Annotated in this window: 15 protein-coding genes; 11 read left to right on the top strand and 4 right to left on the bottom strand. The window is 33.6% G+C overall.

What is annotated here, in order from left to right:
- The first annotated feature begins 56 nt into the window (after positions 1-56).
- On the top strand, positions 57-539 hold the full coding sequence (locus tag QL232_RS02620; protein ID WP_168882432.1) for a GNAT family N-acetyltransferase: 483 nt from the start codon (positions 57-59) through the stop codon (positions 537-539).
- Between the two features lie 212 nt (positions 540-751).
- Here the strand turns inward: QL232_RS02620 and QL232_RS02625 are convergent, their stop codons facing one another.
- A complete protein-coding gene (locus tag QL232_RS02625; RefSeq protein WP_281612954.1) occupies positions 752-3,598 on the bottom strand; it encodes a glycoside hydrolase family 2 TIM barrel-domain containing protein in 2,847 nt (948 codons plus the stop codon).
- Positions 3,599-3,994: 396 nt separating this feature from the next.
- On the opposite strand from QL232_RS02625, the gene QL232_RS02630 reads away from it, so the two are divergent.
- The 3 genes from QL232_RS02630 (at position 3,995) to QL232_RS02640 (ending at position 6,760) form a co-directional block, all read left to right on the top strand.
- A complete protein-coding gene (locus tag QL232_RS02630; RefSeq protein ID WP_281612955.1) occupies positions 3,995-4,531 on the top strand; it encodes a GNAT family protein in 537 nt (178 codons plus the stop codon).
- A gap of 45 nt (positions 4,532-4,576) precedes the next feature.
- The gene (locus tag QL232_RS02635; protein ID WP_168882435.1) at positions 4,577-5,026 is read left to right on the top strand and encodes a GNAT family N-acetyltransferase; all 450 of its coding nucleotides are present in this window, start codon (positions 4,577-4,579) and stop codon (positions 5,024-5,026) included.
- Positions 5,027-5,200: 174 nt separating this feature from the next.
- Positions 5,201-6,760: a sulfatase gene (locus QL232_RS02640; protein ID WP_281612956.1), complete on the top strand. Its 1,560-nt coding sequence runs from the start codon at positions 5,201-5,203 to the stop codon at positions 6,758-6,760.
- A 73-nt stretch (positions 6,761-6,833) separates the two neighbouring features.
- On the opposite strand, the gene QL232_RS02645 is transcribed toward QL232_RS02640, so the two are convergent.
- Both QL232_RS02645 and QL232_RS02650 read right to left on the bottom strand, forming a co-directional pair.
- Complete coding sequence (locus tag QL232_RS02645; RefSeq protein WP_168882437.1) at positions 6,834-7,643, bottom strand: alpha/beta hydrolase-fold protein; 810 nt, start codon at positions 7,641-7,643, stop codon at positions 6,834-6,836.
- A gap of 51 nt (positions 7,644-7,694) precedes the next feature.
- Complete coding sequence (locus tag QL232_RS02650) at positions 7,695-8,168, bottom strand: GNAT family N-acetyltransferase (protein ID WP_281612957.1); 474 nt, start codon at positions 8,166-8,168, stop codon at positions 7,695-7,697.
- A 330-nt stretch (positions 8,169-8,498) separates the two neighbouring features.
- On the opposite strand from QL232_RS02650, the gene QL232_RS02655 reads away from it, so the two are divergent.
- The 6 genes from QL232_RS02655 to QL232_RS02680 all read left to right on the top strand — a co-directional run bounded on the left by QL232_RS02655 (position 8,499) and on the right by QL232_RS02680 (position 17,447).
- A complete protein-coding gene (locus QL232_RS02655; protein ID WP_281612958.1) occupies positions 8,499-11,717 on the top strand; it encodes a T9SS type A sorting domain-containing protein in 3,219 nt (1,072 codons plus the stop codon).
- A gap of 303 nt (positions 11,718-12,020) precedes the next feature.
- Positions 12,021-12,719 carry a hypothetical protein gene (locus QL232_RS02660; RefSeq protein WP_281612959.1) on the top strand — a complete coding sequence of 233 codons (699 nt, stop codon included), beginning with the start codon at positions 12,021-12,023 and terminating at the stop codon, positions 12,717-12,719.
- Between the two features lie 116 nt (positions 12,720-12,835).
- Positions 12,836-13,507 (top strand): carbohydrate binding domain-containing protein, encoded by a 672-nt coding sequence (locus QL232_RS02665; protein ID WP_168882441.1) that lies wholly within the window; start codon positions 12,836-12,838, stop codon positions 13,505-13,507.
- Between the two features lie 70 nt (positions 13,508-13,577).
- Complete coding sequence (locus tag QL232_RS02670; protein WP_281612960.1) at positions 13,578-15,197, top strand: sulfatase; 1,620 nt, start codon at positions 13,578-13,580, stop codon at positions 15,195-15,197.
- A 212-nt stretch (positions 15,198-15,409) separates the two neighbouring features.
- The gene (locus QL232_RS02675) at positions 15,410-15,691 is read left to right on the top strand and encodes a DUF427 domain-containing protein (protein ID WP_168882443.1); all 282 of its coding nucleotides are present in this window, start codon (positions 15,410-15,412) and stop codon (positions 15,689-15,691) included.
- 448 nt (positions 15,692-16,139) lie between these two features.
- A complete protein-coding gene (locus QL232_RS02680) occupies positions 16,140-17,447 on the top strand; it encodes a hypothetical protein (RefSeq protein ID WP_281612961.1) in 1,308 nt (435 codons plus the stop codon).
- A 38-nt stretch (positions 17,448-17,485) separates the two neighbouring features.
- Here QL232_RS02680 and QL232_RS02685 read toward each other — a convergent pair whose 3' ends face one another.
- The gene (locus QL232_RS02685) at positions 17,486-21,796 is read right to left on the bottom strand and encodes a caspase family protein (RefSeq protein WP_281612962.1); all 4,311 of its coding nucleotides are present in this window, start codon (positions 21,794-21,796) and stop codon (positions 17,486-17,488) included.
- 168 nt (positions 21,797-21,964) lie between these two features.
- Here QL232_RS02685 and QL232_RS02690 point away from each other — a divergent pair, with 168 nt between their 5' ends.
- Positions 21,965-22,597 (top strand): hypothetical protein, encoded by a 633-nt coding sequence (locus tag QL232_RS02690; protein ID WP_281612963.1) that lies wholly within the window; start codon positions 21,965-21,967, stop codon positions 22,595-22,597.
- Positions 22,598-22,611 lie beyond the last annotated feature (14 nt).

Genomic DNA, 22,611 nt, shown 5'->3' on the forward strand with positions numbered 1-22,611 from the left:
CAAATAATTAGTTATATTAGCAACCGTAAAAAAACAGAACCATCAAAACGACCACGATGAACTTTATACAGACAAAGGGTAAAATAAAATTATTTAAAGAAGGAAACGAACTTCCATATGATTTGTTACTTTTAGCTGATGAGACCATCGACGCCATTAATAAGTATATTCATGATTCTGAAATTTATACTTATGAATTAGAAGGAGAAACTGTTGGAGTTTATGCTTATCAATTAGTAGGAGAAGACTCCATTGAAATTAAAAATATTGCTGTTTCAGAAAAGGTTCAAGGCGAAGGTATCGGTCAGGAGCTATTAGCCCACGCTATTAAGAATGCAAAGAAGAGAGGTTTTCATTACATTTTTATTGGCACTGCAAATGCTGCAATCAAACAACTTTATGTATTGCAGAAAATGGGATTCCGTTTCCACGAAATCAGAAAAAACTATTACATTGAGAAATACGATCAACCAATGTATGAAGATGGTATTCAGCTTAACCACCAATTAGTTTTAAGAAAAGAGCTGAACGAAATTTAGTCAAATTAAAAAATTAAATATGAAGGTCACTGCGGAGCAAATTCGCAGTGACCTTTTTTGTTGATCAACTCCAATAAAAAAAACCAAAGCCTAATCGTAAGCTTTGGTTTTTGCAGGTCTATCTTACATAAAAATTATTGTTACCCTAATTTCTTATGTTGGAAAGACTGTTCTTCATTCGTATAAGTAGTCACAGTTATTGATCTCTACAATTAGAATACAGGACTTACATTGTTCTTTTTGATATTGTATCCTGTTACTCGTACTTTAATAGTCTCACTGATATTCGCTTTGTTTAATTTTACTACTCTCTTTTCGTTAGGCATTAGTGTAAAGTATCCTTCAGAGAAGTAAGCAGGTAAAATCACTTTGTCAGTTGATGCACTCAATGCGTTTAATTTCACATTTAATGCAGGCGTTGAGGATGTGTTGCTAATTTCGAAGTATTTGTAGTTAGCATCTTCTGATACTTCCACTACAGCTACGCTAATTTTTTCTAAGTCATTAATTTTTTGGAAGTTTCCACCTTCTTCTGTCTCCCAGTATTCGTTGACTGAAATCACTTTTCCTTTTTTGTCTTTAAGTGATAGACGAACCATGTGTACTCCCTTAATATCTTTAGAGAAGTTCTTCTCAATAAGTGTTTGCATACTGTTAGAAGCTAGTGATACCTCCTTAGATACAGTACTTACTTGCTTACCCTCTAGATCAAATACTTCAACACTTGCAGTAGCTTTCTCTAAATCGTTTGATGAAGCATTGATGACCTCGATATAACCGCTTTCAATATTTTTTTGAATGTGCAATGGTTCACAAGCTACTTTGCTGGCAAAGTAAGAACCGAATGTTTCGTAGTCATAAGAGTAAACTTGCCATACAGTACTTGGCCATGCTGGGTGTGTCATCCAAAGTAATAAACCAGTGGTGTTGTTCCATAATTTACTATTCCATGACTCAAACATTGCTCTGTGGCTATTGTAATTGACAAACTGTGCTTTTCTACAGAAGTCATCAATTCCTGTTGCTTCACCATATAATTCGTCAATGTGAGCAACATATTTTTCTTGTCCCCAGTGGAAATCATGGTAAGCCCAAACATCGTTGATTGGCCATAAATCTTCTTCTGCCATCATCTTACGCATTGTCTCTGCGGTTGGTGCAGAAGTAGTTCCTAGCTCTGTAGAGAAGCCATACGCTGACTTAACAGTGTAGAACGTTTGGTCTGGTGCATAGTGCCAAGGACCACTGTTTCTTAAGTTTAAGTTTCTTGAGTTGCCTTGATAGAAGCGAGTACCATCATACTTTGTTACTAAAGTAGACAATTCTGTATCTAAATAGTCTGGTGCATATCCTTCGTTTCTTGGACACCAAATAACAATAGATGGGTGATTTCTATAACGTAATACCACATCTTTGGCATTGTCCATAAACAAGTTGTAGTCGTTAGGTACTAAGTTGTAGTTTTGAGTAGATAGCCAGAAGTCATTCCATACTAACATTCCGTACTCATCACATAACTCGTAGAAAATCTCTTCTGTACTTTCACCAGTCCAGTTTCTGATCAGGTTAAAGTTGGCATCTTTGTGTAACTGTAAGTAAGGCTCCAAACGCTCTCTTTCAGCTCTTTTCATACCATCATCCATACCCCAGTTACCACCTTTAATAAAGATTGGAGTACCATTTACCTTAATCACTAGGTAAGGGTTCAAGTGTGTGTCTTCTCCTTGGTCGAAGTCTTTGATATCAAACCCTTCAGCTAATTTAGGAACAAAAACACCTTGTAATTCTTTTCTTGGCTCGCGGTTGTCTAAGAAGTGAGTCTCAGATTTGTCAGCGATTGGATTGTAATCGATACGTACATTTTGTTGGTCTTTTGTATCTACAGTTAAACCAAATGATAACTCACGGATACCAAAACGTACATTTTTCTTATCAGATACTTTTCCATCTTTGCTTACGCTTAACTCTAATGTATATAACTCCTGTGCACCATAACCATTCGGCCACCATAATCGAGGATTCTTAAAGTTTAGTTTTTTGTATTCAGACGGATCAAATGTTACTTCAGTAGATGAGTTCGGAGCAACTCTTACTGTTTTCTTTACAATTACTTTTTCAATTTTAGCTTCTACTTCTGCACTGATCACTTTTGATGTAGTGTTATTTACTGTAGTGCTAATATTGATGTGTGCTTTTGTTAGGTCTGGAAGGTCAAGGTCTGTAACAACAAATGGGTTAGCGATATTTAAACCATTTTCGAAACGTACCCTAACATCTTGCCAAACACCAATGTTACGGTCTCTAATACCAGGAATCCAGTCCCAGCCTTCAGATGAAATGAAAGTAGGTCCATCTAAACATAGTTGTCCACCATTTCTACCTCTATCTTCTAAATGTGCTTCCTGAGGAATACCAGGGTTAGGTGGAGGTAAAATTTGAATAGCAAGTGCATTGTTGTCACCTTTCTTAATAAAATCACTTACTTCAAATTTCCCTCTCACAAAAGCCCCTTTTAATTGGCCAATTTTATGACCATTGAGCCACACATTTGCACTATAGTTAATGCCGTTTAAAACAATATATGTTTTGTCTTCTGTTTTATCAGCAGGTACTTTAAATTCTGTTCTATACCACCAATTCTTTCTACTAAGATCGTCTGGGATTAAAGTGTTATTCACACCGAAGTAGGGATCTGGGTAAACTTTTTCATTGACTAATGTTGTAAGTACAGTTCCTGGTACTGTCGCGTTATACCACGAATTGTCTTCATAACTAGTTTCTGAAATTTGGAAGCCAGTATATTTTAATTCTTCTTCTGCTTGTAACTTCCAACCCTCTTGTAATATGATTTCGTTTTCAACTGTTGTTAAAGGTTGCGTCTTGATAAAAGGTCCGACTCTGTAATCTTTGTCAATTGATTTTGCTTTAGTAACAGGGATAGTCGACACATCTTGAGGCTTTCTTTCGCCAAATTGCCCAGTAGTTAGTTTCTTGGGCTTTTGTGCGAATGACACTGAAGCCATTATCATAAATAGTCCTAATAAAAAATTCTTTTTCATACTCTTTATATAAGTTATATCTCAAAGTGAATGATGGTTTGTTGCTGTCTTTCCATTCACGGTCTGTTCTGACTAGCTACTGCAAGGTGGTAAGAATTGGTCATTAATAGGTTTAATATTGATGCAATAGGGTGTGCAATATGGTCACTGACCTTGTTGAGCGAATTTTCAACACTTGTGGTTTTACCTATTGATCAGGTTAATTATCTGATATTCAACCCTGTTTTATGACTAAATAAGTGGATTATCCTATATTTTTTTATCATCACAGCGTGTGCACTTCCATAACCCAATGATAAACCTTTCTGTTCTTTGAGATTTTAATAATGAATCATTAGTCTATTCTTTATCTTTATAATTATTGACCATAAATACAATCTTGATTACTGATCAACCATGAAATTAGAAAGTAAAAGGCTAGAAATTTGTCCTATCAATTTAAGACATAAAGAAGAGATTTTCGAATACAGAAAGGACAAAGAAGCGAATAAATACCAAAGTTGGATTCCTGAAAATTTAGAAAGTGTCGAAACATTTATCAATAAGGTACACCCGAAAGTTGATGTTCCAGATACTTGGTTTCAAGTCGTTATCATAGAGAAAAATTTAGGGAAAGTGATCGGTGATATAGGTATACATTTTCTGGAAGAAGAGAGCCAGCAAGTTGAAATTGGATATACACTACATCAGTCTTTTCAAGGTAAAGGGTATGCCACAGAAGCTGTGGAAAGGGTGATCGACTACATATTTATGGATTTAAATAAGCATAGAATAACCGCATCTTTAGATCCAGAAAATATAAAATCAATACAACTCCTTGAAAGAATTGGTTTTAGAAAAGAAGCTCATTTTAAGGAAAGTCTTTGGATCGATGGAAAATGGGTCGATGATATTATTTATGGAATGCTTAAAAAAGAATGGAAGAATAGGTAATTTTATACCTATATACTTTATAACTATTACATTTAAACTTTTATCATGATTACTACAAAGCGAACAAACTCATCTGATAAAGATTTTATTGCATTGATTATGCTATTGGATGCAGACTTGGCTGAAAAAAACGGAGACGATAACGATTTTTTTGCTCAATACAATAAAGTAGATAAGATAGACCATGTTGTTTTGGCATACGACAAAGATGAAGTGGTAGGGTGTGGAGCCATAAAACCCTATGACAAGGAACGCATGGAGGTGAAAAGAATGTTTGTAAAAGAAACATACAGAGGTAAAGGTGTAGCTTCTAAAGTACTCAATGATTTAGAAGATTGGGCACAAAGCTTATCGTATACAAAGTGCGTTCTTGAAACAGGAGACAAAATGTTAGCCGCCATTGGATTATACAAAAAAAGCAACTTTATGGTGATCCCAAATTATGGACAGTACAAAGAAGTCGCTTCTAGTATTTGCTTCGAAAAGACCTTATAACGTCTAATTTTAGACCAAGGAATAGGGGTAAAACATTGAATTTTCGCCTTAAATCGGCGTTTTGTCAGATTTTACCCCTATTTGACCAATATAAAAACCATGCTTAAAACTACATCCGCCAACTTTACAATCACAAACAGATGGAATTTATTTGAACCTAAAAGAACATAGGAGATGAAATTGAATTTAAAACTTATCATCGGGGCAGTTCTTTCTTTTTTAGCAGTCACAAATGTGCAAGCAGGGAAGGATCCAAGGCCCAATATATTATTAATTACTGTTGATGACATGAACTGGAATTCAGTCGGTGTCTATGGACAGGAATTGGACAATATCACTCCCAATATTGATAAGTTAGCAGCAGAAGGAAAACGTTTTCAGTATGCTTATGTGCAGTCTCCTAACTGTTCACCATCAAGAGGTGTGATTCAAACAGGTAAGTATCCTCATTCTAGTGGGATGAGAGGTTTTTACTATGTTGATTATAAAGACATGACTTTGCAGAGTGTTTTATCAGATCATGGATATTTTACAGCCGTTCTAAATAAAGCAACAGATACAAGTTTATCACCAAAAATGGAATATGCTTGGGATTTTAAAGGGAAGTTTAAAAAGGATGGTAAAAGAAACCCATTGAACTATAGCTCTACTTTTGAGGAAATTTTAGCGGCAAGTGATGACAGTGGAAAACCTTTTTACTGTGTGGTAAATATTGCCGATCCTCATAAATTATTCTACAACGATCCCGGTACAAAAAAAGAGGGTTATATTGATCCAACACCTTCAAAATTATATAAAAATAGTGAGGTGACCATCCCAGATTTTTTACCCAATCATCCGAAAATTAAACAGGAGGTAACGAACTACTACAACTCTGTAAAAAGAGCAGACGATTGTATGGGTGCAGTGATGTCTGTTTTAGAAGAAAAAGGTAAAAAAGAGAATACAATTGTTATTTTCTTATCAGACCATGGTATGGCTTTGCCATTTGCTAAATCTTCTTGCTATGAGAATGGCGTAAGAACTCCATTTATTGTCTCTTGGCCAGGGAACATTAAGGCAAATTCAGTGGTGAAAGATCAATTGGTATCTGCTGTAGATGTGATGCCAACACTATTAGAGATTTTAGGTATCGATGAGCCAGACTATTTACAAGGAAGATCTTTTAAAACGATCTTGGATGGTAGAAAAGATAAAGGAAGAAGTGAATATGTCTTTACTGAGTTCAATGAGAATGCAGGAGGAATTGCAAGACCAATTAGAGGTGTACTTTCGAGCAAATACAATTATGTATTTAATCCTTGGTCTACAGGTGAAATTGAGTTCGTTAGTGCAGCAATGTACCATACTTCTTACAAAGTAATGGCCAACATTCTTTCTAAAAATGATCCGGCTGTAAAAGAACGAGTGAACTACTTAAAATATAGAAGAGTGGAAGAGTTCTATGATCTAGAAAAAGATCCAGATGCTCTACACAACTTAATTGATGATCCTCAATATCAAGAGGAAATCAATAAAATGAGAAATGCGTTAGAAGGTTGGATGAAAGAGACAGGTGACTATACCTTGTTTGCCTTCCAGAATAGAAATAACAACGATGCTTTGAAGTCCTTCATGAAAGAAGAAGAAGCTCAGGCAAAACTAAGAGCGACTACTTTAAAATGGAAACGTTATAAAAATAGTGAAGGGCCTACAAAGAAGAGAACGAAACTCTATACTATTTCATCAAAATAACGATAGTATTAATGTGTTTTATAGCTTATTAGAAAAAATGGAATAAGCCCTTGTATTGCAAGGGCTTATTTTTTTATCTATTTGTTTCTAAAATACCTTGATAAAAACTATCGATAAATAACGAGTTGTGCGTATCATCAGGATAGAATTTAGTGGTCAATTTAATGTTTTTGTTCCCTTTTAATTCTTTGATAAACGCCTCAATTTTTTCTTTGTGAAATTTCGGTTCAGGTTGATAAGTAAGATGAATACTCACCTTCTTTTTGGTCGGGTTATTCTTAAATTCCTGAATCACTTCTCCGTTACTAAACCAGATCGAGGGGTCATAAATATGGATGACTTCAAAAGGTTGATCCATAGAAAGGATATACCCTCCAAAATAGCCGCCATAAGAATGTCCAATTAATGTTTCAAACCCATTGGTCGCATAGTGTTTGTCTACATCGACCATTAATTCTTTAGTGAGGTAATGGTAGAACTTCATTCCATGTCCAGAATTTTTGTTGTTGTACCATGTAGAATCAACAGCTTCCCCGTCGTATTCTATTCTACTTTGACTGAATGTAAGGTCTTGCCCTCTCTTAAATTCCCAATCAATATGCGGAATTCCCACAACAATAGATTTTTGAATTTTCTCGTTAGCTCCTAAGTCAAAAACCATATTTTTGATGAGATTGAAACGCCATTCCGCATCAAAAACATAAATAACAGGGTACGATAGGGAGTCATTGTAATAAAGCGGTAAGCTGACCCAATAATCTCTCTCCTCATTAAGGTATTTGGACTGAATGGTGTGTCCCGTAGCTTGATCACTACAGATTTCTTCTTGAGCAATAGATAGGTGTGCGATAAAAATAGCAAAGATGAAGAGTAATTTGTTCATGTAGTTAATTTATTTAATGCAATGAATTGGATAAACTAAAGTTTGACTAGCTTATATATTTAAATTTTTCTCTAAGATCAGCATATGTTTACACTGAATCTTGTTCTCAAATATAGGGGCTGAATAATTATCAAGGAAGAAGTTTTTTTCGATGTGTTCAATTTCAAATCCAAGTTGTTGATACAGAGCAAGCTGACCTATACTTGAGTTGCCTGTTCCAATAACCATTTTATGGAAACCTTTCTTTTTACATACTTCTTCAATAAATCGTAGTAATGCTTTGCCTACTCCTTTACCTTGAAATTGATCGGCTACAGCAATATTTTTTATCTCTATACAATGAGCTTCTAATGGTATAAAAACCACAACGCCAATAATGGACCCATTGGAAATCGCAATATAGCTTTCCCCTTTTTCTAAGTACTGATCAATTAATTCCCTCGATGGGTCTGCAGTCTCCAAAAGAGCATAAGGCGGTAGAGTGGTATTGTCTAATGGTGTGATTTGATAAATAAGCTCTTCCATAAGGTTCGATCATTTGAGAAGTTGTAACGTTCAGTGAAGATAATAATAGTCACGAGACTCCTCTATGATTTTAGTAGTGAAAGCGACGAAATGTAACCTGTTCAATCCATTTTGCTTGTTCACTGCAATAAAAATCAAGCTTCAGGTAAAAAATTGAACAAGCAGGAATAGATAATCAACTTCTTTGACTAGAAAACAGAAATAACAAAAGTGTTTCTTTTACACCTTTGTAAGGTTCGAAATCAATTCAAAACATTACGACAAAGTGACCAGCTATCTGTCACTGTAATTCAGGTTTAAATTACTCTTTACTACTTAAATGAACATGAGATGAAATATTTACTATTACTTTTCCTATTACTACAATTCAAGTTATCTGGGTTTTCTCAGGTAGAAAGCAAACAGTCTGGTTTATGGACAGATCCTATCACATGGGAAGGTGGGATTGTTCCGACCCAGACAGACAATGTAGTCATTTCTTCCACCCACCATGTTATTCTCGATACGATGAATACAAATAGTTATACAGTTGTTCAATTGTGTAACGATCTGACAGTGGAAGACAACGCACAGCTAAGTATTGGTCATAATGATGCGACCATCACAAAACGTATCCGAATTTTTGGTCACCTTCTTATCGATGGAGTCCTTTATAAAGGAGAAGACTTTGATGAGAATCCATTTATTTACAATACTAAAATAGAACTGGCTGTACAACAACAACCTACATCATTCTCTGGAAAAGGGGCTTTTAACTGCCTTTCCTTAAAACTATATGCTGTAGGTGGAGAAAGAACTTTAAATATTGATCACCACTATATAAATATTGATGATGCTTTCTTTATCAAATCAGTCGATAAACTGTTCGTCAATATCTCTGAGGATGCTTACCTGAATGTAAAAGGGACATTGGGGGTAAATGGTCAGAGCTATACATATATAGATGATAATACTTCTGCCGAATTGACCAATGAAGGAGTGATCATGACCAATAATTTAGTTCTTGCTACAAAAAATGTAGACCCTGCACAGTATTCAAAACTAATAGTAAAAGGGAAGGGATTTCTCACTACTTCTAAGGTGAACAACGAAGACGGCTCAATCAAAAACACTGCGGCTTCTTTCCGTTTGGTTTTAAAAGATGGAGGTACACTTCGTTTATTGGAAGGAGCGACCAACCCAAGAGATATTATGGATGATAACCTTTGGATAACGGTGATGACAGGGGGTGAAATTAGATCACACTACAAAGCAACGGCTTCAACTGATGATGATATAATAAATACGGTAGAAGAACACCGTCCATCTAATGGTTATGTAGTGGACGACAGCTTTAAAGAAGTATATGGAGCCACTTTTACAGGTGGATTGTATCACTTTACTGATGAGCCTTATTTAATTGAGGGAAAAGAAAAGTACAAAGAGATGGGGTCTACTACAATCAAAACAAAGGTATCTGCTGAACCAGGTAAAATGCAAGATTCATATCCCTTCCATATGACATGGGACGGATCGACAGATATGGTAGACGTAGTGAAAGACCCTTACTATCAACAACTTTTGTCTGATCCTTATTATACTGAACATGTTTTATGGGTAACACCAAAGAAGCAAAAAGTGAAAAATGTTGTTTTCTATAAGTATGGAGCGTATAAATATGATCAATACTTTAAAGAACATGAAGAAGAATACTATGAGTTAGCAAAATATTTATTGGAGACTTACAGTACATCAGGTAAGAAGTTCTTGTTCCAGAACTGGGAAGGAGACTGGATGCTTAGAGGTCAGAGTAAATCATGGGAAAATGACCCTTCGTTAATTCCCGAAAATGTTGACGAACAGATAGAAGGTATGATTCGTTTGTTCCAAGCCCGTCAAAGAGGGGTAGATAGAGCAAGAGCGGAAGTACAGGAAACGAATGCAGAAATTATGCATGGTATTGAAATCAACAAACTTTGGACTAAAGTAGATGAGGAGCGAGTAACGATGATGGATCTTGATGTTCCTTGTTTAACGCATGATATTTTATCTCATGTGCGTACAGACTTTAACTCTTGGTCTTCTTATGATGGGGTTTGGCCAGAAGTAATTGATCAGTTCCCAATTGGTATGTGGAAAGGTGTTGAAGTATTGGAATATTACACGAATGAGTCAGGTAGAATGGGTGATCAATCTCCAATACAATTAGGCGAATTTGGTATCAATGAGAATATGATTCATAATGATATCAAGACGATTGATAAAATAGAAGAAATGTACGACAAGTTAGTAGCTTGTGCCGTTGCTCAAAAATGGAATAATATCTTTGTTTGGTCATTTTACAGTACAGATGTGAAGTCATATAACTTTGTAAAAGGCCAAGAATACTCAGCAGAAATGTTCTATCAATATTCTGATGGTAAGTGGATTATAAATCCGGATGGTAATTTTGGTATTGGAGGGAAATATTTCCAAGAAGTATTGAGGCCAGAAGTAATTACTGCAACCACATCAGGCAATTGGAGTGCTACTTCCACTTGGGACAAAAGAGTACCGACAAGCGAAGACCATGTAGTCATTCCTCAAAATATTGAAGTGGTTCTAGATGAGATCAATACCAATAGTAATACTGAGCTAACGATTGCTCAAAGGTTGAATGTAAAAGGAACTTTACAACTGGGACATGATGAGACACATACCAAAAATGTAAGAGTGAATGGAGACGTTTTTGTAGATGGTACAATTGAAAAAGGTGCTTTTACTAAAAATGCAAGATTGTATCAGAAGTTGCCTTTGCTGCATAATTCAGGTAAGGGAACAGGAAACATTGATGTGTTGACCTACAAATATTTTGGTGCTGATTATGATACAGCCTATTTAAAGGTAGATCAGCAAAGCATACAAACTGAAGAACACTTTTTTATTAAGTCTGATAATAAAGTGGTTGCTGATATTCTAGAAAATACTAATGTGAGTGTGGGAAAACATTTCGCCCTGACAGGAAGTGCTATCAATTGGTTAGACCCAGATGCACAAGCAGAAGTAAATATTTACGGAGATATAACGGCGTTGAATGTCAACTTATTAACGCTTAATACTGATACCAGTAAACCAAGCGTATTGCGTTTAAAGTCTGGAGGACAGTTATCTGTTGACCAAGTGAATCAGCAAAGTCAGACAACATTGAATGGTGCAGCTACCTTTACTTTTGAAATAGAAAACGGAGGAATGTTTAATACCTCAAGTGCTACATTACATCCTTCAACGATTGTGGGGTATGATCCGAACTTTATTTTTACAGAGAGCAGTAATGCTAGATTAATTGACGATATCAGCTTGGATATCGCTCAACCAAGAGTCTTTTTACCAGAACGCTCGAATATGTTGCATATAGAAAATATAACAGATTCCTCAATGGATATCTTCTTATATGATATGAACGGACAATTGGTGTTCTCTAAAGAAGGGATTGATAATTCCCAGAAAATACCATTACAAATGAATAAGGGTATCTATCTGATCAGGTATACACACGATGACCAAGAGAAGGTAGTGAAGGTGTTACTGTAAAAAGAAAATGGATATAGAGGTCTTCTTCGGAAGGCCTTTTTTTTATATACTATTGTAAATGAGTGGAATAGGCAATTGAAATATGTAATTAATGGACTTTAAACTTATTGATGAATAATTAAAAGCGATTCGAAATTATGGTAGTTGGTTTAAAATCTGTTCAAAAGAGGTTGACTAACTAACTCAATAGACTCACTGTGATATACTTAGCCAAAATCCTTTTATACATTTGAAACACCAGCAATTATTACTGACAAGCTGTTCAAGGAACACATTCTTCAAATGTTTAAATCATAGTGAGTCATGAAACGAAATTTTATACTATTACTTATTTTTCTTTCAACTTGTGCAAATCTTACTTTTGCTCAAAAGAAAATCAAGAAGGTACCCAAGGCCAAAGACGAACAGATCAAGGGATGGATCGATGATTATTCGGGTTTTATTACGTTGTCTTTGGAACAGCGTACAGCTATCTACGATTTATACAAAGACCGATATCTAAAGAAAGACAGCATCCATAATAAAGTAAAAAATGATGAGTCGTTATCATTGAATGAAAAGGTGCAATTGAAGAAAAGAGTAGATAAAGCAATTGATGCTAAATTATTTGATCTTCTTTCAGTAGAGGATTACCTCAACATCAAGTGTTATCATCAGGTGGTTACCCGTTTAGTCAAGATAGAATTTATTGCCCCATTAAGCGAGGTACAACGCCAACGCCTAATGATGGCAATGAGAGAAATGCGTTTTAAGAACGTTATTTTAGTAAATACCTACGGAAACAGTTCAGCTTCTGCAAAGCATCAAATGGAAGAAAATAGAGCCATATGTTCAGCGGTAGAAAAAGATATATTTACAGAGGAAATGTACAATCATCTCTACAAACTGAATTTCTTAACAGTGGTGGATTGGTCAAAAAGAAATACACATTCCGATGAAGAAGAAATGTCCAACCTTTTGGATGGTTATAACTTGCTAGAACCAACCAAAAACCTTAATTAATCCCGTTTTTAGGTGATTTTGAAAGGATTTCAACCTTTCTGAATAGCTTTTAAACCCTACTACTTTAGAATATTTTCTACCTTAGTTTTATCAAAAAACGCAACAAACAGAATGAAATGAAAACATTATTCGCACTACTATTAACAGCATTATTATCTCTTCCTGTAGCGGCCCAGGAGTGGATGTATAAACCGATGAAAGAAATTTCGAATACTGGCTTTGAAAAACAAGCTGGACCCATAAAACCTATTTCAACTTTTCCGGGAAAAGGTAAAAAAGGAGTTGAAGGTTGGTATGTAAAGTTCTCGAGTTCGTTTGTAAAAGAGTCGTTGAAAGTAACCAACAAAGAAGCATTTAAAGGTGATTATTCATTACAAGCAAAAACAAACGGACAGGCAAAAGAACTATACAAGGGTTTATTAACGCATAATCCAATAAAAGTAAAAAGCCCTGGGAGATACAGAGTGTCCTTTTGGATGAAGTCATCTGATCCTAATGCAAGGGTTAAAATCAATGTTTTGTTGTCGAAAGATGAAAATGGACAAGTCACCAAAAAGAACAACCAAGGCAAGCCTTTTACTTTAGTGGATGCAAAGCCAAAAGCGGTAGATTATAAGTTAGGCGCTGATTGGAAAATGATTTCAAGACAGGTAGTCCTTACAAAAAAAGACATCGAAGCTGGTTATGAATACATTAATCCAGCATTATTATTAGGAGAAACACCTAACGTAACGTATTACATTGACGAATTTAATGTTGAATATGTAATGAAAAAACAAGCGAAGTAGAACCACTACTTTAATTACATTAATTATATACAGTCGGATAGAGCATTTACTTTTTAGAGATAAGATAAATATGAACTCAAAATTTTTTCAATACCTTTTAATTACCTCAATTATTGGTCTATGGGGTTGTTCAAAACTTCCTCATCAGGAGAAACAAAAAAGACCAAATATTATTTTCATCATGAGTGATGACCACGCCACTCAGGGTATCAGTGCATATGGAGGAATGTTGGCAGAAGCCTTTCCTGATCTAACTCCGAATATTGACCGTTTGGCCAAAGAAGGAATGATTATGAGAAATACGTTTTGTACCAATGCCATTTGTGGCCCTTCAAGAGCTGCAATTTTAACTGGTAAATTTTCACATGTGAATGGATTCTTTAAGAATGAGAAAGGTGGAGATTTTGATGGTTCACAACAGACATTCCCGAAATTATTACAGAATGCAGGTTACCAAACAGCAGTCGTTGGTAAGTGGCATTTAGGTTCAGCACCAACAGGTTTCGATTACTCGAAAGTAATGTTAAACCATGGTGGACAAGGTACTTATTTCAATACAGTATACTTAGAAAATGGTCAAGATACCGTACAGGAAAACCGTTACCATTCAACTCGTCAAGTTTGGGAAGATGCGAAGAAATGGTTAGAGAATGGTAGAGATAAAGAAAAGCCGTTTATGTTGATGTATCAATTTAAAGCACCTCATAGACCTTGGCAACCAGACCCTGAGTTTGCTCACGCTTTTGATAAAGTGAAAATTCCTGAGCCAGAGACTTTTCATGACAATTACGAAGGACGTCAGGCGGCAGAAGATGCTTGGCAAAGAATTGATAGAAACTTAAACAGAGAAGATTTAAAAGTACATCCTCAACAAGAAGGTTTATCAAAAAATGAACTTAAGAAATGGTACAACGCAGGAAATAACAATGATGTGATATGGACGCCAGACCAAGAGTTACAAGGTAAAGCACTTAAAGAATGGAAGTACCAAAAGTATATGCAAGATTACCTTGGTTGTGTAAAAGGAGTGGATCATTACATTGGTAAAATGTTAGATTATTTAGATCAAAATGACTTAGCAGAAAATACGATCGTTATTTACACTTCAGACCAAGGATTCTATTTAGGTGAGCATGGGTGGTTTGATAAGCGTTTTATGTATGAAGAATCATTGCGTATGCCGTTCTTAATTAGATACCCGAACCATATCGCACCAAATACTGAATCGGATAAAATTACCATGAACGTTGACTTTGCACCCACTATCTTAGATTATGCAGGTGTTGAAGTTCCAGAAGATATTCAAGGTGAATCTTTCAAAGATATTGCAGAAGGAAACGAAAATGTAGAATGGAGAGATGCTATGTACTACCATTATTACGAGTTTCCTTGGTGGCACCATGTTCAACCACATTACGGTGTAAGAACAGACCGCTACAAGTTAATTCACTTCTACTATAACCCTGAAGTAGCAAAAGGAAAAGTGCAAAACGAATGGGAGTTATTTGACCTTAAAGAAGATCCGAATGAGTTAAACAACTTATATGGTGAAGCAGGTTATGAAGAATTAACGGCATCATTACAAGATAAAATGTTGGAACTTCAGAGAGAATACAAAGAAGACAACATGCAAGAAATGATGTATAAAACAGACGCCAGAATAAAAAGAAAATACAAGAAAGGATTTTAAGAGAGAAAATAATGTGGACTACTTAAAGTTATTATTATTCATCGAAAGCCTACAGCAATATTGTTGTAGGTTTTTTATAGAAATTAATTCAAGAATTTAATTAGAGTCTCTTCTAATAAGGTTATATTCAGTACATAAATTAAAACATAAACTACCCCTTGTAGTTGTATTAAAAATAAATGTAACCTTATCCTAAATAGACCCTACATACTATGAAAAAAGCCATTTGGAACGGAACAGTTTTAGCTGAAAGTAATGATACCATCGAAGTAGAAGGAAATGCTTATTTTCCTCCTTCCTCAATTAAGAAAGAGTATTTTACTGAAACATCTACCAATACGACCTGCCCTTGGAAAGGAACGGCATCCTATTATACTATCGAGATTGATGGTCAGAAAAATGTAGACGCTGCATGGTTCTACAAACAACCAAGTGCCAAAGCCAGTCAGATAAAAGATTACGTCGCCTTTTGGAAAGGTGTAGAAGTGGTATAGTCCATCTCACTAGAGCTACATTTGTAGCTCTTTCTTTATTAGAAATTCTTCTTGGTTTGTGATTGATGTTAAGTGTAGTATCATTTTTCTTAAAAAGTGAAATACCCCACTGTTCTAAGTGTTAAACGCAGTGTCACTTAGAACTATACCATTGAATAAGTTTCCTAACTTATTACTATTGATCCCTAACATTGATCATAATAGAAAAGTCGATTTTTTTAAACTGGTATTAAACGTGGTTTTACCTTAGACTTCAACAGCAAAAAGTACTTACCGAAGACTAAAAGAATTACTCTAAACTTTGTTATTTAATAAATTTTGGAATAACAAAGAACACCGTATTCGAAGAAGCAATAAACATTTTAATATTAACGGTAGAAAGCTATCTTTATGTAATACAAATAAACTAATACTCGGTGTTGACTGATTAATAAAGCAAACTTCTATCATGATAAAATATTATCTCCCTCTGTTCTTTGTACTTCTAGTATTTGGCTGTACTCCAAGTAGTGGTGTATACGAATCTCAAGTGACACCTACTACGACCTATCAGATAGGATATGGTCTTGGTGAGTATAATGTCACAAACAATTTAAGCAGCTTGGAAATCGAAGAAGATATTGTATCTGTCTTAACGGTTTCTCACTTCAGTGAACATTATGCTTATGGTGAAAGGAAGGTTCTTATTTTAAGAACAAACACAAGAGGAAGAGTGGTATGGTCTAAGTTACTTTCTGTGGCCTCAAAAGGTGGGTTAACTGCCTACAAATTGTTATCTAGCTCGGATGGATCTTTTATTGTATTAGGTTCGACTAATGATGGGGCTGTAGTGATCAAACTTTCTACAGAAGGTCAGGTTATTTCAACCAGACAATTTGAGAGAGATGGAAATGATTGGTACTCTTTCTACGACATTCAAGATTTAAATGATGAATTTATATTAATAGGCAGTTATGGATTCCATTATAACCGTCAACCATTTATAGCCTCATTAGATGCTGAATTAATACCTGTCTCTTTAGGTAAATTAGGCACAAGTTATACTCATATAGCTACTCAGTCTAATTCAATCTTTCTTACCAAAATTCAGAATAATAATGAAATTCATCTTATTAAAGTGAATGATCAGCAAGAACCTATATGGAAGAAAGGGTTTGAGTTTAACAGAGCTATGGATGGATTAAGAAAAGTGGTGGTAACTGATAATTATATTTACATTGTTGGTTATGGCAACCATTTAAATGCCACTTATTTATTTGTTTTAGATCATACTGGAAAAGTATTGAATGGTCTTGGTCTTGAACATCCCTATGGAGATTTGATTGCGGATCAGAATTCAGACAATGTTTTATTATTAATAGGAGGGAAAAATGGAGGAAGTAAGCTCTTTAAAGTTTCACCGGATCTCCAATTTATAGATGAGAAATATATAGCTCGACTTACGGGTAAGCATGGTGATGGTATCACAGGAAAACTTAATTTTGGTGCTAAAACTTTAAATTATCAAACGGACCGCACTAATCAAGATCCACTCTTTGGAAACCGAGGGTTTCATATTGCAAGAATCATAAAAGGGGATTGGTATTCTAACTGTGAGATTTACCAAAACGATGGTGATATTACCAGATATGAATTGGATGTCAAATCTTCTGATTTAGAGTTAAACCATTCTTTTGAAATTGTAGAAGAGTCGAGCCAAAGCATCCTTATACAAGAAGATTCTTTAGATATTAACTTACATACTATTTGTGATTAAATATGTTGGTGTTGTGGGGATTCCTTTTCTATCTGATTCTAATTTCTGATGATGTCATCTATATTATTCAACCAATTATTAAAGTATGGTATTTCGTATAGAACACTAGGTTCATGTATACTTATAGTAGAATTATTATCAGAGAATTTTCCACAAATTACTCTTAGTTTATCTTTGTATATATCAGCCAATAATACGTCTCTATTTAGAGATAGGTTTATAGTTTCTTGTCCTTGATTATCGAAGGTATAGATACTGTTGTTTTTATAACCTATAAATACATTTTTATCTTTTATGTATTTTATATAATCAATAGCATTTACCTTATTGAGGAACTGTAATGAAAACTCATTTTGTTGCATTTGGAAGAAAAAGGTATTTTCTTGGTTGCTTACTACAAAGTATTTATCATCATAATATAATACTTCAAGTTCATCTTCTTTCTGAGTAAAGGGTAGCTTTATTTCTGCGATCGTAGTATCTTCTATATGATATTCCCAATCTTTTATTTCAGTAACAAAATCGGATATCTTTTTATTTTGTAATCTATACAACTTTAATGTATTACTATTAATCTTTTCTATATAGTAATTTTTATTGTTATGCAGTTCTATTGTAGTAATTTCTGGTAATAAAGATTTTTTTTCAAAATCTATTGTAAATAAAACATCATAGTACCTGAAATAATAATTGTCGTTCTTTTTATAAAGATGTAACTCATATTCATTGATCCAATTGGGTTGTGGGAATTTAACTTGAAGATGGTAGTTTTTGATTTTTTGAAAAATACTATCTCTTAAAGAGCAAGAAAATATCAACTGTAAATTTTCCGAGTTGTATACATCGAGTATAGAATCTTTTTCATAAATAAAGAAATGGTCATCATCTATATTTCTAAAAATTGGATCTTTATACTTATCACCTAATGATAGTCTTTTGTGGTTTTGTAGATTATAAATTCCCAAAGAGAAAAACACAGAGCCCTCTTCATCTGACGGGTTAATCACTTCATTGTAATATGAAATATTATTTTCTATTGTTGTATTCAATAAATTCATTTCTATTGAATCATTATTGTGGATATTATAAGTTGATACTTCCCAAGATTTATTAGTTATACTTATTAAACTATCATTAATAACATCACGAATGACAAAGAACTTATTAATATTTATAGGTTTATAATTAAAATGTTTTTTAAGCTTATTTGATAATGTAAAAAGATTCTTTTCGGTAGTGTCAAATTTATTAATCTTAGAATCATTGTTGAAAGATAAATATGGGTTATTATCTTCACTTTGTGTATTAATAAAAGTGTATTCTAGAGTATTTTCTTTATTAGTTATCGAAGTTTTTTTATTCAAATATGTATAGTTTAAGTCTATATCATACATCATGAATTCAATGATGTTTTCTTTAGGCTTAAATAAATGCTTCTTTATTTTGTTGAAGGTGTAGAGAGAGAGGTCTCCATTATATAAAATATCACAGGGTAATAATGGATACTTATAATCATACTCTGGTTTTATTGATAAAGTTGAAGTTTGTGTGATGAAAGTACTATCGTACCAAGACATTGACGGTGGAATAACTTTGATAGAATCAATTTCTACCCATTGATTATTATTTTTTTGAATGATTTTTTTTGTCAAATTATTGACAATGATAAAACTAGAAGAGTCTAATTTATACAAGTTGGCGTGGATATAACTTTCATCGTCTTTATAGAGATCCCATTTACCAAAATCATGTAAAATATTCCCTTTGTTATCGATTTCAAACACATAATTAGAGCTATCATTATTAATAAATGTTGACAGAATAAAGTTATTACCATCTACCTTTTCCAAACTATTGTAAGTTGATGAATAATCTTTTAAAATTTTTTCGTCAAAGATCTTAATTAGATCTCCTTTAGTGTTATACAACCTTATTCTATTCTCTAGTTGTCCAAATGTAGAGTCATAGTTTTTGACACCAAATACTAAAAATTGTTCCTCATTAATAAATTCTATTTGCCTTCTGGCCTTCTGTAGTTCATTATCTCTATACCAAAGTGGATCCGTTTGTATAAAAGCATTTTTGAAAGTGAGGTTTTCATCAAGAGTAGAGATAAAAAAGTACTTATAAAATATAGCTATTGTATTCCCCTTTGGACTAATTTTAAAATCTAAACCGACTTCTGGTAATCTGATAGATTTTATTTCATCACCATTTGAATTGTAATGAGTTATGATATTTCCAGTTAGTACGTAAAAAGTATCATCATTTGGACTTTTTATCATTTTCACAAAATCCTGTGTTTGCTTTCTTAATAAGATATCTTGATTATCGATAGTCTTAATACAAATATCATTTTTGTGGGCGATAGCAACGGTATTTTCATTTAAAAGTAAAAAATCAAGAGGATAAGGTGAATCATTAACTATATTTAAATGGTTTGGTTGATATTTACTTTCGATAATTCCACTAATATTTTTTAAGCGGATTTTGTCTTTTATAAGTAATATGTCTTCTTCTTCTATTGCTAAATGAAAAACATCATCTAAGATAGAATCATAATTGAAATTATATTCATCCATTTCTTCTGAAGAAAAAACCTCTTTCTCTGTGATAGTATTTATAACACTGCCATAATAAGTTTTATAATACTTTGATTTGAACTGCTGAATATTATCACTTTCTATTTCTTTTCCAGTTGTATTATAAGTTTCGTATTTATATAATCCTTGGTATAATGTCTTGATTTTTAAATGATTATTTGAGTCAATATATATTCTCTCAATGTAATCATTTGGTGCTTCCTTGATTTCTGTAATTAGTTTATCGTTATGGTAGTATTTATAGTTATCGTTTAAGGAGTCATAGAATAATACAGTAGATTCGTCTTTGGATATATCATTCAATCTATAATTTTTAGGTACATCATAATTTCCGATCTTTTTTAGGTTATCATCAAAGGCAATAAGTTTCCCTTGTAATTCTATAAAAATCTTGTCCTCCAAAAAATAGATATTCCATATTGGTTCATATTCTTTCAACTTAGTTTGATATGAACTTAAAATCTTTCCATAAAAATCAAGTTTTAGGATTTTAGTATCTTGTTGAGCAATGATAATTCTTTTCTGAAAGTCTACTTTTAGAATAGAATTAATTTTAATATCTAAAGATTCAGATTCCATAATTTCCACCTCTTCTAGTGGTATTGGAGCTTCACTTAAGATCTCTTCTAAATAAAATGAATCTTGCTCTAGCAACATCTTATAATAGAGTTCGTGTGTACTGTAATTAGTACTATCAAGATGGCTTGATGCAATGATCTTTTTAAATGCTTTTGTATAATTTTTATTATCATAAGCCTTTATCGCATCTTGCGTCAATAAAAGACTTTTAGCTTCTCTTTCTCTACGTTCTGCCTTTTCTTTTAACTCTTTCTCTTCTAATAATTTATTGACTAAAGTTGAGTTGTCCTGACTTTTTATACCACCGATGATAAACTCACTACCAGGTTGGTTATTACCAAAGAAACCATACATCGATTCTGTAATATTTAGTTGTGCCTGCTGATGTAACCAAGAAAGAGTAATCGGTAGTCCATTGGGATCACCACTTTCTAGAGCATCTAATAGGATATAACAAAAAGGAGAATGTTTCTCTTCGTAACCATCAGGAACTGGTTCAAGGGCACCTGAAGTGAGAAATAATCTTGAGGTTTTAGCTAATTTCTGATTAGCGTAACTTTGTGAACTTTTACCCTCATAAACTTTATTAGCGGATCTATAGGTGGCTACTTTGGTATTGAAAGTTCCACCAAAACAAACATCCAAGATTAGCCCAACATGTTTTGAAGGTAAAGCGTTCAATATTGCATTCAATTGATGATAACCTAAATACGTACTTCTCGCAAAATCTTCTGTATAGGGTTTAGAATCTTTGAATACCAAAAAACCATCATCATAGATGCTTTTATCATAATCTCCATGTCCAGCGATAAACACTAAAAAACGATCACTACTTTTTAGTTTTTGATGATAGGATATAATGGACTTTAAGGCTTCGTTTTTTGTCGGTGATAAGAGTATTTCTGTTTCAAAATTATATTTGACTTCAAGAATTTCTTTCATACTCTTAGCATCATACTCTGCATTTTTTAAATCTGACCACATGGGTTTTCCATCGTATCGATCAGACCCAATAACCAAGGCATACTTTTTACTTTGAACACTTTTGTCCAATTGATTTGTTTGCTTTACTACTAAACCTCTTGAATTTTCAGTTGTTGCTTGTCCAAAAAGTAAAAATGACAAAAAAGTAAAGAGTACTGTTAGGAAGCTAGAGATGTTTTTCATCAGGTAAATTTGGCATGTTTATCATATAAAGAAACATATTATTATTACCATTTTCAAAATTAAATCTTGTTAGTAGATATAGTATTTCTTAACCTATCAAGTTAACTAGTCTTTAATCAGTCAACGCTATATACTTTTAATGTTTATGGAGGAAAGCTATCTTTAGATATGAAAAATTATGAGGAGCAATTGCTTGGTATTAGTGCTAAGGAATTACCTAAACCAATGAGTATACTTCCTTATCAAGAACTAATAACATTAACTTCAATTCAGTCGTCCAAGGATTATGAGATAGAGTTTATTAAACTATCGGAGAAGTTACCTTTTAAGATATCGAAACTCCCGACTTTTGGTGGTTATAGTGAAGATTGGTTTAATGTTGAAGTGAATGGTTTTAAACATCAATTACAATATTGTGAGAGAGGTTCATTGGATATTCTAAAAGACTGTCAAAATCAATTGGAGCTGTTTTTTGAAATATTAAATGCTGTGATCCCTAGCTTCACATCGAGTGCAATTGAGATTGCCAATACTCTGGATGTAATAAAAGATCAAAGGTTACTGATCTGGTTAAGAATGAGTTCGAAAATTTATTTTATGTATCAGGTAAATCACTTTTTTGGAAAAAGTATGCTCACTCAAAATGTAACATGGATGTGTCAAGAATTGGTGCGTATGGGTGTTTTTGAAACAGAAAAGCAAGCTTTTAATAGTAAAGAACATATCATCAAAGGCCTTTGTCTTTGTGGAACACCTAACGATATGGCAGAATCCCTTTATCATGAACTAAAGTACTCGTAACTTTAAGGGCAAGC

Source organism: Flammeovirga sp. SubArs3, assembly GCF_947387565.1.
Classification (GTDB): Bacteria; Bacteroidota; Bacteroidia; order Cytophagales; family Flammeovirgaceae; genus Flammeovirga; species Flammeovirga agarivorans.